At 49.3% G+C, this 14290-nt stretch carries 13 protein-coding genes and 1 other RNA gene; 12 read left to right on the top strand and 2 right to left on the bottom strand.

Going from position 1 to position 14290, the window contains the following annotated elements; genetic code table 11:
* Positions 1-29: 29 nt before the first annotated feature.
* Complete coding sequence (locus tag ACFQ3J_RS25405) at positions 30-1082, bottom strand: response regulator (RefSeq protein WP_251584672.1); 1053 nt, start codon at positions 1080-1082, stop codon at positions 30-32.
* A 17-nt stretch (positions 1083-1099) separates the two neighbouring features.
* A complete protein-coding gene (locus tag ACFQ3J_RS25400; RefSeq protein ID WP_251584674.1) occupies positions 1100-2920 on the bottom strand; it encodes a cache domain-containing sensor histidine kinase in 1821 nt (606 codons plus the stop codon).
* A gap of 139 nt (positions 2921-3059) precedes the next feature.
* Between ACFQ3J_RS25400 and ACFQ3J_RS25395 the strand changes: the two genes are divergently transcribed.
* From ACFQ3J_RS25395 to ACFQ3J_RS25340, 12 genes are all read left to right on the top strand, one after another.
* Positions 3060-4433, top strand: coding sequence for an ABC transporter substrate-binding protein (locus tag ACFQ3J_RS25395; protein WP_244533699.1), 1374 nt, complete (start codon positions 3060-3062; stop codon positions 4431-4433).
* Positions 4434-4456: 23 nt separating this feature from the next.
* Positions 4457-5419: a carbohydrate ABC transporter permease gene (locus tag ACFQ3J_RS25390; RefSeq protein ID WP_251584676.1), complete on the top strand. Its 963-nt coding sequence runs from the start codon at positions 4457-4459 to the stop codon at positions 5417-5419.
* Between the two features lie 50 nt (positions 5420-5469).
* Positions 5470-6300, top strand: a complete 831-nt coding sequence (locus ACFQ3J_RS25385; protein WP_251584678.1) for a carbohydrate ABC transporter permease — start codon at positions 5470-5472, stop codon at positions 6298-6300.
* A gap of 18 nt (positions 6301-6318) precedes the next feature.
* Positions 6319-7317 carry a sugar phosphate isomerase/epimerase family protein gene (locus ACFQ3J_RS25380; protein WP_251584680.1) on the top strand — a complete coding sequence of 333 codons (999 nt, stop codon included), beginning with the start codon at positions 6319-6321 and terminating at the stop codon, positions 7315-7317.
* Between the two features lie 58 nt (positions 7318-7375).
* Positions 7376-8491 carry a Gfo/Idh/MocA family protein gene (locus ACFQ3J_RS25375; RefSeq protein WP_251584682.1) on the top strand — a complete coding sequence of 372 codons (1116 nt, stop codon included), beginning with the start codon at positions 7376-7378 and terminating at the stop codon, positions 8489-8491.
* 6 nt (positions 8492-8497) lie between these two features.
* On the top strand, positions 8498-9526 hold the full coding sequence (locus tag ACFQ3J_RS25370) for a Gfo/Idh/MocA family protein (RefSeq protein WP_251584684.1): 1029 nt from the start codon (positions 8498-8500) through the stop codon (positions 9524-9526).
* Positions 9527-9584: 58 nt separating this feature from the next.
* Positions 9585-10385, top strand: a complete 801-nt coding sequence (locus ACFQ3J_RS25365) for a glucosamine-6-phosphate deaminase (protein ID WP_251584686.1) — start codon at positions 9585-9587, stop codon at positions 10383-10385.
* A gap of 278 nt (positions 10386-10663) precedes the next feature.
* Complete coding sequence (locus ACFQ3J_RS25360; protein ID WP_251584688.1) at positions 10664-11797, top strand: N-acetylglucosamine-6-phosphate deacetylase; 1134 nt, start codon at positions 10664-10666, stop codon at positions 11795-11797.
* A 135-nt stretch (positions 11798-11932) separates the two neighbouring features.
* Entirely contained in the window at positions 11933-12412 is a 480-nt protein-coding gene (gene smpB / locus ACFQ3J_RS25355) for an SsrA-binding protein SmpB (RefSeq protein WP_091161645.1), read from the top strand.
* Between the two features lie 310 nt (positions 12413-12722).
* Positions 12723-13086: a transfer-messenger RNA gene (ssrA, locus tag ACFQ3J_RS25350) on the top strand.
* A gap of 92 nt (positions 13087-13178) precedes the next feature.
* Positions 13179-13376, top strand: coding sequence for a hypothetical protein (locus ACFQ3J_RS25345; protein ID WP_251584690.1), 198 nt, complete (start codon positions 13179-13181; stop codon positions 13374-13376).
* The gene (locus ACFQ3J_RS25340) at positions 13369-13944 is read left to right on the top strand and encodes a zeta toxin family protein (RefSeq protein WP_251584692.1); all 576 of its coding nucleotides are present in this window, start codon (positions 13369-13371) and stop codon (positions 13942-13944) included. Before ACFQ3J_RS25345 ends, ACFQ3J_RS25340 begins: the two co-directional genes overlap by 8 nt.
* The last annotated feature ends 346 nt before the right edge of the window (positions 13945-14290 follow it).

Below are 14290 nucleotides of genomic sequence, written 5' to 3'. Positions count from 1 at the left end.
ATCATGCAAGAGCCATTCCTCTCTGCCGGTTATAAACTGCGGTGATGCTTCATATAATCGGCTGGGGCGACGCCATAATGCCGTTTGAACGTCTTGCTGAAATGGGGGTAATCTATATAGCCTGTTCGTTCGCACGCTTCGGATGCGCTGCAGGCTTGCTGCTCAAGCAGTGATCTGGCTTCCTCCATTCGCAGCTTAATGAGATACTGTACATAGCTCACACCCGTTTCCTCCTTAAACAGCCTGCTGAAATAGGTCACGGACATGCCTGCAATATCAGCAGCCTGCTGTACGGAGAGGTCGCTTGCATGAAGATGCTTCCGCGTATGAGCAATGGCTTTTAAAATCTGATTTCGTGAGCTGAAATTGCGATGTTGCTTAACCTGGTCTAAGAGAAGTGTAACGTAATGAAGAAAAGCGGCTTCGGGTTCGGCAGAATTCGGCTGAATCGCCGCTTCTTTGTTTGAATGAGGATAAGATACATCGATTCCCCGCGTCTTAAGCATCTCGTTGAGGTCTGATTTGATCTGATCGATGACCATGTTCGGCGGTGCAGCAGGTGCATCCCGCAGCAAGCCTTGATCTAGAAGGCGGACTGCCGCTTGATGTGCAGTCGTCTCATCAAGTCTCCATATGCTGCTCTCAAGCTCCCTCAGCAGCTCCAGCTGATGAACGACCCATTGCTTCTGGTGAAGGAGCTGCTGCTTGCGGGATTCGATTTTACGAAGGATCGATTCGAGTGCAGCTTTGAATTTGTCGGGGCTTACCGGCTTTACTAGGTAATCTTCCACACCGAGCTGCAGCGCAGTCCGGGCATATTCGAAATCACTGTAACCGGAAATAATCAGGAACACAACATGGGGGTTCGCTGCTCTTGCCTGCTCGATGAACGTAAGTCCATCCATCGCTGGCATGCAGATGTCGGTTACAATAAGATCAGGCTGCTCGGATAACAGCAGGAGTGCTTCCTGTCCATCCTCAGCCTCACCGACAACTTGATAGGGGAGCCCGGAGGACTCCACCTGCTTCGCAAGACTGGCATGAATCATGTACTCATCATCCGCAATAATGACTTTATACATATAGATCCCTCCTCATTTTATGGACGGGCTGGCTGTAGATGGAGTGGAAGCTTAATATCAATCACGGTACCGGCAGGACCGGAGGAATGAATGCTTAATCCGTAATCACATCCAAAGGACAGCCTAAGCCGATCATGAACACTAGTGAGCCCAATTCCGCTGGATTGAATAAGTGGTTCCCATTCTACTCTGGATTCTTCAGCATCACTGAAGAACTGATTCAGCAGTTCCATTCGCTTCTCTTCCATTCCTTTACCATGATCCATAATTCGCAATATATAATTGCCGTCCGTATCCGCTGTCCCGGTCAGACCGATATAGGTAGGCGGCAGACGATGGTGCTGATAGCCGTGGATAAATGCATTCTCAACGAGCGGCTGCAGTGTCAGCCGCACTAGTGGAATCTGATCCATTACAGACTCCTCAATGCAGATATCGACTGTTAATTTTCGGTATCTCGCCTTTTGGATATCCAAATACGCCTTTAAATGCCCGATCTCCTCCCGAAGCGTAACGATTTGATGCGCATTCTTCAGATTGTAGCGGAACAGATCTGCGAGGGAAGTTGTCATCCGGCTGATCACCATTTGGTTGTCGAGGATGGCATGAGCATTAATCACTTCAAGTGTATTGTACAGAAAATGGGGATTGATCTGAGATTGCATCGCGTGAAGTGCCGATTCCTTCTGCTTCAGGCTCAGCTCGCGCTCTTTGAGCTTGACGGATTGAACCTCGTCGATGAGTCGTTTCAGCTCCCCAACCATATGGGAATAGCTGCGGAACAGCCCGCCAATCTCATCCTTGCGTCTGGTCATACGGGTAATAGGGGGAGTAAAATCACCGGATTGTACACGTCTCATGAAATGCTGGAGCAGCGACAGGGCGCGGCTGATCTGTAAGGAGAATCCCCCCATAACAAGTAGCGTCACCAGCATAATGATGACAAACAAATACACGGTTGTTGATCTTAAATTAAGGAGCTCGAACACGACGGCATTCTTAGGCTGCTCCAGTGCCACAGCCCATTTGGAGAGAGTGGCCTCCTCATATAATAAAATATTTTCGGTGTTGCCTTCGTATTCATGTATTAGGCCGGCGGGCTCTGCTGAGAATTTCTTCGCAAGGGACGCAGGTAAGAGATCGCCAATTCGCTCCTTGTCCGGATGATACAGGATACGGTTATTTTGCATATCGGCAATCCACAGATGAAGGTCCTCCCTGGATACATTGCTGCAAATGCCGGCAATCTGGTCCAGATTCAGATCAACCACGAGCAGTCCCTCGTAGAGATAGCTTTTGCTGCTCGAAATTTTTCGGATTAATGTCAGCACTGGCTCTGAACCGAGGTAGCGGATGCCCGTCATATGAAAATCGTCCATCTGGTCCATGTCCGCTAGCAGCAGCTGATTACGCTGCCTGATGCTCCGCATATCGAGCATTTCTTCAGAGCGGCTGTAGTCGCTGACCTGCATACCGTTCTTGGCAAGAACAGACAGCCCGACAAGATCATCACGTCCATAGAGCATTTGGGCGAATAGTCCTTTTTCGATGGCATCAGATAGCTTCAAGTATTCATAAGGGGTCATGCTGGTACGATTGATTAGTGTTTGGATATGCGAATTGGAGAGAAAGGGGTAGGTTGAAGTTTCAAGATTGGATACATATAAATTCAGGTATTCACTGGTCTGAGTAACGATACGTTCGTTGGATGCGATGGCGGACTCTTCAATTGTGCGGGTCGATGCATTGTACCAATAGGAGCCGAGAATGATCACAGGCAGACAGACAAAGATCAGGCTGATTGCAATCAGTTTCTTATTAATAGACAGGCTGGACAAGATATGAACCACCTCTTTTTACGATGAAAATAAGGTGAGTGCAGGAAAAGACAACTAGAGTAGGAATAACCATTCCACCTTTACTTACAATATTTACAATATAGATAGGATTGGAACTAATATAGCGGGGGGCGGTTAAATGGTCAAGCATAAGAAGGTGTCCATACTCGTATGTATGCTGCTTGTGTTCTCTGTATTCGCGGCAGCTTGCAGTGGAGGGGGAACAACGGGAAGCAGTGAGGTAGCTGGAACTGATCCCGAGAACAATGGGGGAGCTGCTCAGGAAGAAGTAGAAATCACTCTCGGATATTACTCCGATGGAAAGAGTGACGCCAAGATGAAGGAGCTGATCGAGAAGTTTACCGCCAAGTTTCCACATATCAAAGTAGATACGCAAAGTGCGCCGTATGGACAGTTCTATCAGAAGCTTGATACACAAATTGCCGCAGGCAAAGCGCCGGATGTTTGGCTCTCAGACGGAGCGCTCGTCATGAAGTATGCGGAGAGAGGCACGCTGAAGGACGTCACGGAGTGGATTGATCGTGATCTGAACAAGGATGACTATTACGGATTGGAATTTAACAAGGATGCAGATGGGCGTTACTGGGGTATTCCGCAAGGCATCCAGATCGGAGTTCTGTATTATAACAAGGACCTATTTGATAAAGCAGGAGTCGAATATCCGACAGAGGCATGGAGCTGGGAAGATCTGAAGACAGCTGCGACGAAGCTCACGGTAGACGGCAGCGGCAAGGTGGCGGCAGAGGAAGGATTCGATACGAATAACGTCAGTCAATTTGGACTTACTTTCTTCAGCATTACAGAAGGCTGGTTTACGGTACTGAAGTCATTTGGTGGCGGCATTCTTGACGAGACGGGTACACAGTCCATTGTGGATTCCGATGGCAATAAGGAAGCGATGAACTGGATCGTGGACGGTATGCAAAAAGGCATCTTCACTGATCCCGTGGATCTGAAGAGCTTCCAGAGTGCCATGGCCGTGTTCCCAAGCGGATCGGCCGCAATGCGGATCGGTATTTACGCCAGGGTGCAGGCTGCGAATGAAGCAGGACTGAATTACGATGTGACCGTGCTGCCGACAGGTCCGGATGGCAAGCGGTTTGCCCCGGTTATAGCAAACTCCTGGGTAATCAGCGCAAAAGCCGATGAAGCCAAAGCAGCTGCAGCGTGGGAATGGATGAAGTTCTGGGCTACCGAGGATGAGGTGCAGAAGGAATGGGCAGCGCTGGGTGAAGCCGTTCCGGTCAAGAAGTCAGTGGCCAACTCCGACGTATTCCTTATGGCAGGGGAGAAGCCTGCGAATCGTCAGGCGTTCCTCGACAGCTTTGAATTTGCCGGGACACTGGATACCAATGCCGTATGGGAAGAGTGGGTATCCAAATTCAATGAGAATGCAGAGCGCGCCTTCCTTGGTGATGCTACGGTGGATGATTCACTAACGAAGGCAAATGGAGAAATCCAGGATGTGCTGGATGCATTTTATGAGAAATAACGAAGCCAAAGGAGCTGCCGCGGATGACACTAAGCAAACCGACTAGGGCCGTGCCCAAGAGAGGGCAGAAGCTCAAGTCCGCGGGCCGCAGCCGATACTTGCGATCTGAAGGAAGATGGGGACTCCTGATGGTGTCCCCGTATCTTGTTCACTTTATCGTGTTCGTCGCCGGCCCGCTACTTGTCTCCCTGTATTTCAGCTTTTCCGATTATGACATGCTGACCCCGCCGCAGTGGATCGGAACAGAGAACTATAACAAGCTGTTTAACGAGCCGCTGTTCTGGAAGTCACTGTGGAACACGATCTATTTTGCCATTCTGTTTGTGCCGCTCCAGACGATTCTCGCTCTGGTCCTGGCTGTGATGCTGAATCAGAAGCTGAAGGGACTCAAGTGGTTTCGGATGGCGCATTTTATACCGGTGATCTCCTCGTGGACCGTTATTCTGTACGTAGCGGATGCGATATTCAATCCCCGGTTCGGGTTCGCGAACTCCCTGCTGGTCAAGTGGGGATTGGAGCCGCAGCAATGGCTGAACAGTGAAAACTGGGTTATTCCCCTGCTTGTGATCATTGCCGTCTGGAAAGGCATTGGGTACATCATGGTGTTGTTCTTGGCGGGTCTGCAAAATGTCCCGAATGAGCTGTACGAGGCAGCGGAGATGGATGGTGCAGGTACGCTTCGTAAGTTCCGGAGCATCACCGTACCGCTCATCTCGCCGACTACATTTCTCGTCATCATTCTCAGCACGATTTCTACGTTTCAGGCGTTTGAGCAGATTTATGTCATGACAGGCGGGGGAGATATTGCTGCTGCAGGAGGTCCGCGCGATTCCAGTCTCGTTCTTATGCTGTATCTGTACCGTGAAGGGTTCTCGTTCCTCCACATGGGCTATGCATCGGCCATTGCCTGGGTGCTGTTCGTGATTTTGTTCAGCCTAACTCTCGTGCAGATGAAGCTGCAAAATCGGTGGGTGCATTATAACTAGAAGGTCTCATTAATGAGAAGAAGTGTCTTCCTAAGGAAGGAGGTCAATCCATGCAATCCTCTCGTAAAAAGTCGGGTGAAATCCTGGCTTATATCGCCATCATTCTCAGCTCGCTCATTATGCTGGTCCCTTTTGCCAAAGCGATTCTGAATTCATTAAAAACGTATGCGGAATACACCGCTGTACCGCCGACCTGGTTCCCTAAAGATTTTCAGTGGTCCAACTATGCGGAGGTCTTGAAGCTCGGTGATTTCGGCACACAGACGATGAACAGCTTCATTGTTGCGATTCTGTCTGTCGTCGGCACACTGCTGTCCTGTTCTCTGGTCGGGTATGCCTTTGCCAGGCTCCGTTTCCCCTTTAAAAATATCCTGTTCATGTTTGTACTCGGCACGATGATGATCCCTCCGGTCGTCATCATCATTCCGCATTTCATTATCTTTAACTCGTTGAACATGCTGGACACCCTCACACCATTGTGGGTGATTGAGTGGCTGGCACAGCCGTTCGGCATCTTCCTGATGCGGCAGGCTTTTCTCAGTATACCGGCAGATTATGAGGAGTCAGCCAAGATGGAAGGAGCCAATCCGCTGCGAATCTACTGGCGCATCTATATGCCGCTCAGTCTGCCGTCTCTCGCCACCCTTTCTATTTTTACGTTCATGACCAAATGGAATGAGATCTTGGCACCGTCGATCTACTTGAGCTCCAGTGAGAAGTTTACCCTTCCGATCGGCATCCTGGGTCTGAAGGGTCAATGGGTTGGCAATGAGCAGCTGATGGTGGCTGCGGCACTGATGAGTTTGCTCCCGATTCTGATCGTATTCTTGTTTGCGGAGAAGTACTTTGTGCAGAACCATACGGCATCAGGTATTAAGTGATAAGGAGGGAGAGTAAGGATGGATCATAATGAGGCAAGCCGAGATGGTCGGGACAAGACAACGTTATCTAATCATTGGCTATCACCGCAGGCTCACTGGCAGTCACGTACTGACGGGCAGGAGGATGGGTTGGAGCCTCACGATCGTTTATTTCCCATCGCGGCTTTCAGTGGGTCCCTGAGCGAGTACAGCCTTCCGGAAGCAATGAGGATTACGGCTGAGCTTGGTTTTGATGGTATTGAGATTGCCTGCCGCGCTCCTCATCTTCCGCTTGATATATCACTTGAGGAAGTGGGGGCGTTGAGAGAGCGGGCACAGGGTCTGGATCTTGCCATTCCGGCATTAGCGGGATATGTCGGGCACTTTTCCAACTTAACTGAGGAGGAGTGTAAGGCTGCTTTAGAAGATGTTCGACAGCTCATTCAGATCGCAAGTGTAATGGGTGTCCCATATGTACGTGTGTTCCCGGGTGGACCGAATGCGTTTAAGGCAGGGGATCATCATTATGAACAGGCAGCCCGGCATTTGCGAGCCTGCGTAGAAGAGGCGTCCGAATCGGGTGTTCAGATCCTTATTGAGATTCATAACCAGACGCTGACAGAGGACGCCGCAAGTGCTATGAAGCTGCTGGAATCAACAGGTGATGACAGGCTGGGATTCATCCATGATGCGGGCAATATGTACATTTCCGATGTCCACTATGGGGCTGAGTCTGTTCAGGAGCTGGGGGCTGCTCTCCGTCATGTTCATGTAAAGGATGAGAAGAGAATAGTCAGTGCAGGCGAAGAGGGATCGTTCGTGAACTTGACACGTCATGGCAATGAGGCATTTATGCAGTGCCGGCTGGGAGAAGGTGAAGTAGATCATGCTCCACTGCTGGCCGCTCTCTATAAGAGCGGATATAGCGGGTGGATTACGCTGGAATGTGCAGCTCCTTATCCTGCAGTCGAACGACTCGCTTATGATTTGAAGGAGATTCAAAGATTGATGGCAGAGGTGAAAGGTAAGTGCAATTGAAGGTAGAGAATGAAGATGAGATGTGGAGTCATTCAAGTAGAGTTAGGAGTATTTGAGCATGACATTTTGCGAAGATCTCTTCATGGAAGGAGCGGGATTGATGTCATCCTTAAGGGGCTTGCGTGGATCGGGAAGGACAGAGAAGTTTGCGGTGATTGGCTGTCAGCATCCGCATATCTCGATTTTTATTGAGGAGATGCTGGAGCTGGGTTATGCGTGTGCGGGCATATTTGAACCAGGCGATCTGGCGCTGGCAGCTCAACTGGCAGAGAGGTACCAGCTGGAGCTTGCAGGCAGCAGCAAGGAACTCCTTGAAGAGGAGCAGGTTCAGATGATTGGGAGCTCTGCCGTCAACAACCAGAAGCTCCAGATCGCGCTGGATTGCGAAAAATACGGCAAGCACTTGATGCTGGATAAGCCAGCAGTTGTTAACTCGAATGGGTATAGCGAGCTTGAGGAGCTAATTAATAGAGGGAATATTCAAATTGGGATGCTGTTAACAGAGCGTTATCGACCTTCGTTATATACGCTGCGGGAATTCGTGCTGGATGGCGAGCTGGGAGAGTTGATTAGTATCACGATGCGGAAGCCGCATCGGCTTCGGCCGGAGACCCGCCCAGCCTGGCATTTCAACAAGCAGGAGTCGGGAGGCATTATTGTCGACTTGCTGGTGCATGACTTTGATCTGCTGCGCTGGCTGACCGGACAAGAGATTCAAAGCGTTCAGGCAACGATGGGAAAAAGAATACTGCCACAATATCCAGATTTCTACGATACAGCAGCGGTCCAAACCGTGCTGGATGGCGGGGTGAGCGCTCAGCTGTATGCGGATTGGCATGCTCCGGAGAAATGCTGGACTTGGGGAGATGGGCGGATCTTCGTGATGGGCACCTTGGGCAGCGCCGAAATTCGGCTGGCAGGTGATCCTGCAGCGAAGCTGGATGGTGAAGAGGAGCTGTTACTCGTGATGACGCATGAGGAGCCTTTGCGGCAAGTACCACTGCGTACGCCTTCGGTTCGCATCGTGGAGGATTTTTTAAACCGGATTGAGGGGAAGCCGCATGAATTTACGCATCAGGATCTCTTGGCAGCTACAGGAGCAACACTGCTGGCAGATGAGCAGGCAGAGCGGGTCCTTGTTTACTCAGGGAAAGAACATATAAGGAGAGGGTGAGCGGTTATGTCAGCAGGAATGATGCCTGTGAGATATGGGATTGTGGGCTGTGGAATTATTGCAGAGGTGCATGCCAGTGAAATCGCAAAGCTACCGGAGGCAGAGCTTGTCGCGATATGTGATGTGAATCCGGATCAGGCCGCGCGATTCGCTGCACAATATGGAGCGGCGGCATACTCGGATCTGGATGAGATATTGGCCAGGCAGGATATTGAAGTGGTATCCATCTGCACACCAAGCGGGCTGCATGAGGAGCAGGTCGTTCGAGCGGCTAGAGCGGGCAAGCACATCCTCGTCGAGAAGCCGATGGCGATCCAGATGGAAGGCGTAGAGCGCATGATTAAAGCCTGTGAGAAGGCGGGCGTTCTGCTTGCCACCGTATTTCCCCGCCGCATGTCTCCGCAAGCGCAATATGCGAAACAGCTCATTGCTTCCGGTGCTCTTGGCAAGCTCAGTCTCTGTTCCGCCTACGTGAAGATCTATCGGAGCCAGGCTTATTATGACAGTGCCGGATGGCGTGGAACGTGGGCAATGGACGGAGGAGGAGCCATGATGAATCAGGGCATACATACCGTGGATATGCTCCAGTGGCTGGCGGGTCCAGTTGCTTCCATCGAGGGCAGAGCGAGAAACGTGCTGCGTGATATCGAGGTGGAGGACACCGTAACCTCCCTGCTCCAATATGAGAGCGGTGCGATGGGTGTGCTGGAGATTACAACCACCGCCTATAAAGGCAAGGGGCAGCGGCTTGAGCTGTATGGTGAGAAAGGAACACTGATTATTGAAGAGGATGATATTGTGATGCTTGAACTGGATGGAGCGGAGAGCAAGCTGCCGGAGTTCGCCCCTTTTGCCGTCATTCCAGATGGGCATCGGGAGCAAATTCGGGATTTGGCATATGCGGTACGTGAAGGTCGTGCGCCCGTTGTTCCGGGAACAGAGGGAAGGCACTCGTTGGAGATTATTCTGGGAACCTATGCTTCCTCGCGTCTGAAGCAGGAGATTAAGCTCAAGGAACATTTTTCGTTGGTGTAGGGGCATCAGCGAATTTGGATCAGGATTATGCTCTTTGAAGAGGAAGGTGGGGACGAAGGTGAGTGAGCTCATGATTACACCGATATTCCAAACGCATGCAGATCAGCTGCAGGTTCGTGTATTTGCAACACGTGAAGAGATGGGTAAGGCGGCTGCCGCAGAGGCAGTTCGCTCTTTACAGCAGCGGCTTCGCATACAGGAACGAGTAAGAGTTATTTTTGCCGCAGCTCCTTCACAAAATGAATTTTTGCATGCGCTTATGGAAGCAGCCGATGTGGAGTGGGATAGAGTAGAGGCTTTTCATATGGATGAGTATATCGGGTTGTCCCGCACGGCAGACCAAAGCTTTGCCAGGTTTGTAGAGGAGCGTGTTATACGTCTAGCAGAGCCTGGGCTAAATGCATGGCACCCACTAAACGGGACGGCAGAACCGGCAGAGGAGTGCCGCAGATATGAAGTGCTCTTGAGGGAGAGACCGATTGACTTTGTATTCATGGGGATTGGTGAGAATGGTCATATTGCCTTTAACGATCCCCCGGTGGCTGATTTTGCAGATAAAGCTTGGGTGAAGCCGGTGGAGCTCGATGAGGCGTGCAGACAGCAGCAGGTGAATGATGGATGCTTTCCGAGCTTCGAGGAAGTACCTACCCATGCGCTTACATTGACGGTGCCCGCACTCATGTCCGGAACAGAGCTGTTCTGCATGGTGCCGGGACCGACAAAGAAGCAGGCGGTATACTGCACTGTGAACGGTAAGATTAGCGAGGCTTGCCCGGCCAGCATTTTGCGTACGCACCAGAGGTGTACTTTGTATGTGGATGTGGAAGCTTGGGGAGAAGTGGCGAGTGAGCATGGCTAGAATAAATGTGTTCGTTCAAACATCCACATAAACCTTTACTGCTAGGCTCAAACAACTGTTTTTCTGACACAAGCGCCGTACAGATACACAATACAGACTTCAAAGAAGCATACCAAAGCCACGGAAGCTGCTACAGTAAAGCATTCATGCATATAACCAAATTAAACACAAACCTCAGTATGCCATTCCCTTAGCATATTTCGTTAACTGCTTTAAGTATCTTACTGATACCCAGCGTCGTTAAGACGCTTTTTTATATGAGAAGGAGGCCTTTACAGATGGATAACGGACGTTATGTGGAAGCTGTGCATTATGCCACGGGGAATCGAATTGAGGTGGAGATGACCGATGACTGTTTCGCGGAGATAGCTGACGTAGCGGGTGGAACGGTCTATTTCGCACCAGGCCTAGTGGACTTGCAAGTTAATGGGTATATGGGGATTGATTTTAACAGCCCGGCGCTTACTGTAGAGCAGGTTCATCAAGTAACTCGACTGTTACAAGCCGTTGGTGTCGTAAAATATTGCCCAACCGTAATTACAAACAGCGAAGAAGCGATGAGCCAGTCGATTAGAACGATTGCTGCCGCTTGTATATTGGATGAGGTGACGCAGAATAGCGTTGCAGGCATTCATTTGGAAGGACCTTTTATTTCGCGAGAGGATGGACCGAGAGGTGCGCATCCTGCAGAATTCGTTACCCCGCCTGATATTGGTTTATTGCAGCGCCTGCAGAGAGCAGGGAATGGATTAATTCGGATCGTAACAATGTCGCCTGAGTGGGATTGCAGTGATGCTTTTATAGAACAGTGTGTGCAAGAAGGAATCATTGTATCCATTGGTCATACAGCGGCGAGCAGTGAGCAGATTGTGGATGCGGTGAGATGTGGGGCTGCTATGTCTACTCACCTTGGCAACGGTGCCCATCTCCTGCTTCCGAGACACCCTAACTACCTGTGGGATCAGCTGGCAGCAGATTCGCTTCATACCTGCTTTATTGCCGATGGGTTTCATTTGCCGGATGCTGTTCAGAAGGTCATTATGCGCGTGAAAAAGGAAAAGGCCATACTCGTCAGCGATGCAGCGCATTTGGCGGGTTTACCGGCAGGAGATTATAAGACACATATCGGTGGAAGAGTAACACTGACGGAATCGGGAAAGCTTCATTTAACCGATCAGTCTGAGCTGCTTGCCGGGTCTGCTCAAATGCTGATTCAAGGGATCAGCCGACTGGTTCGCAAGAGATTGTGCGCAATGGAGGAAGCCTGGAATATGGGATCTATTCATCCTTGGAGACTACTGAATATATACAGTGAGGCTCAGCCGGAGCTTGGGCCGAGTGTTCTTTTTACAATACGAGATGGAGAATTCCAATTGCTTCAAACCGTCGGCAGCGGGGTACAACGCATATAGGGGTTTGTTACCTTGATTTCTCATCACAGTATTTGATACAATGAAGTCCGGAAATGATTATTATTTCCCAATGTCTTATAGACGAAGTAACCGTCAGTGCTTGCTACATTACGATAACGAAGAGGTGAAGAGAACATGGCGAAGAAGAATGACGGCAAGGTATTAGCGCAGAATAAGAAGGCTTCCCATGACTATTTCATCGAGGATACGTATGAAGCAGGAATGGTGCTGACCGGGACTGAGATCAAGTCTCTGCGGAATGGACGTGCGAATATTGGAGATGCGTTTGCGACGATTCGGAACGGCGAGATCCATATTCATAACATGCATATCAGTCCATTTGAGCAAGGGAACCGCAATAACCCGGAAGATCCTACGCGTACACGCAAGCTGCTCTTGCACAAGGCGCAGATTAACAAGCTGCTGGGTCTGTCGAAGCAGGAGGGGTACTCCATCGTACCGCTCAAGATTTATGTCCGCAATGGATATGCGAAGCTGCTGCTCGGACTGGGTAAGGGTAAGAAGCAGTACGACAAGCGTGACACAGCTGCGAAGCGGGATGCACAGCGTGATATCCAGCGTGCATTGCGCGAGAAGCAGAAGATTGCTAGGTAACTTAATTTAGCCTTGCTTCTAACGAGTTGAATGAAATGCATGGGTCTGAGTCAGCTCTGAAGTAGCTGAGAAGGATAGGTTCGGTATGACGCGCTTTCCAACTCTCTCCTTGTTTACCTGCAAGTTATAGGTTGGAGTAAGTCGCATTATATATACTTTTGTGATATACTAAGGAAGTACGAGAGAGAACAAGTGCTCTGGTACAACCAATTGCTTCTAGTTCATCCTTTCACCATGGAGGGGAAGGATGCGGAATAGATCTACTGGTGCTCTAATTGAACCGATCTATCCAGGAGGCCCTTTATAACAAGGGGGCGTTTTTGGATTCGACGGGGATAGTTCGAGCATGAGTAGCGGGTAGTGGGGACGCGTCCGCTTCATCAACGCTAAAGCCTATTAAACGGCAAACAACAAAACAACTACGCTTTCGCAGCTTAATAACCTGTGTGCGTGCTCTCGCTCTGTATCGCCCATGTACCGGGATGAGGGCCCAACTTTAGTGGGATACGCTGTCTAGTCTCCGCCTGCGGCTAGCTGAAGAAGACAAACAGGCTGACCCAACGTAGAGCCGGTTACGGGGCGCTACTCGGGTGACATCAAAACTGTGACTACACCCGTAGAAGCTTATGTGGCGTTATCTTCGGACAGGGGTTCGACTCCCCTCGCCTCCATTTAAGTACTTAAGGCATCAACCAGATCATCTGGTTGGTGGTTTTTTAGTTTGTGATATAATAATTAAAACTCAAACAGAACGGAGGGACTTCAGATGGTTGTTAATCGAGAACAGCTCCAAGAAGTTCTAAAAAAAGCAAATCAACATGCACGAAAGCAAGCCAAAGATTTAGGTGCTTCTATCTACTATATAAAAAATAACAAACGTATACGTGAAGACGCGAAAGGAAATAAGTTTGAAGTTATTTTTGATGAATCCGGACAACGGCAGGAACTTGAATACCATGAATGACATTAAACCGATCATGACGGTTTTCGCTGGAACTAATGGTGCTGGAAAGAGCACGCTAAGTATGCAGATGAGGGATTGGTTGGGGGAACTTGTTGATCCAGATCAGATTGCTCGAGAATTAAACCCGGATGACCCAAGAAGTGCAGATCTGTCTGCGGGTAAAGAAGCTGTTAAAAGAATTCGGGCGTTAAATCAAAGCCATAAGGATTTTGCGATTGAAACTACTTTGTCGGGGACATTTGTATTGAAGCATATGAAAGCCGTAAAAGAAAATGGTTTCGATATTGTGATGTACTATATTGGTCTTCAAGATGTACAGATGCATATTGATCGTGTGGCATCACGTGTCGAGCAGGGTGGACATTGGATCGCTGAAGAGGATATTCGCTATAGATACGGTCAGTCTTTGCAAAATTTAAATCCTGCATTAACAATTGCCGATGAAGTTATCATCATTGATAATACACATGAGCCTAAAATCATTGCCGAGATTCAACAAGGTAAACTTAGAGACTGCGTGAGTCCTGTACCTGCTTGGTCCGAAGGTGTTCTTCTAAAATATATATGACTAATTGAGACTTATCAAAACTGTGACTGCACCCGTAGAAGACTAAGTGGTGATAGTTTCAGACCAGGAATTCGAGTCCCCTCGCCTCCAAGATGGTATTTAATGAAAAGTATCGTGTTGAAGGCTTTTAGGAAACTCCATGAAAGAAAAAGAATTAGACAGTGAGCATTTGAACGACGCTCCGCTTGTCTGATTCTTTTTTTATTGTGATAAAGGGAGCTACTGCATTTGAGGATAGACGTGGAGATCCACACAGAGTTGAGACAGAACAAGAACATGAATTACGTCGTTTGTACTTGGAGGTAGATGTTCTAAAAAAGTGGTTACTATGTCTATCGGAAGCGTA

The organism is Paenibacillus provencensis, from assembly GCF_042678545.1.
In the GTDB taxonomy this organism is placed as follows: Bacteria; Bacillota; Bacilli; order Paenibacillales; family Paenibacillaceae; genus Paenibacillus; species Paenibacillus provencensis.
Note: the sequence above shows the minus strand (reverse complement) of the source record. Positions and strands in the feature narration are given on the sequence as shown.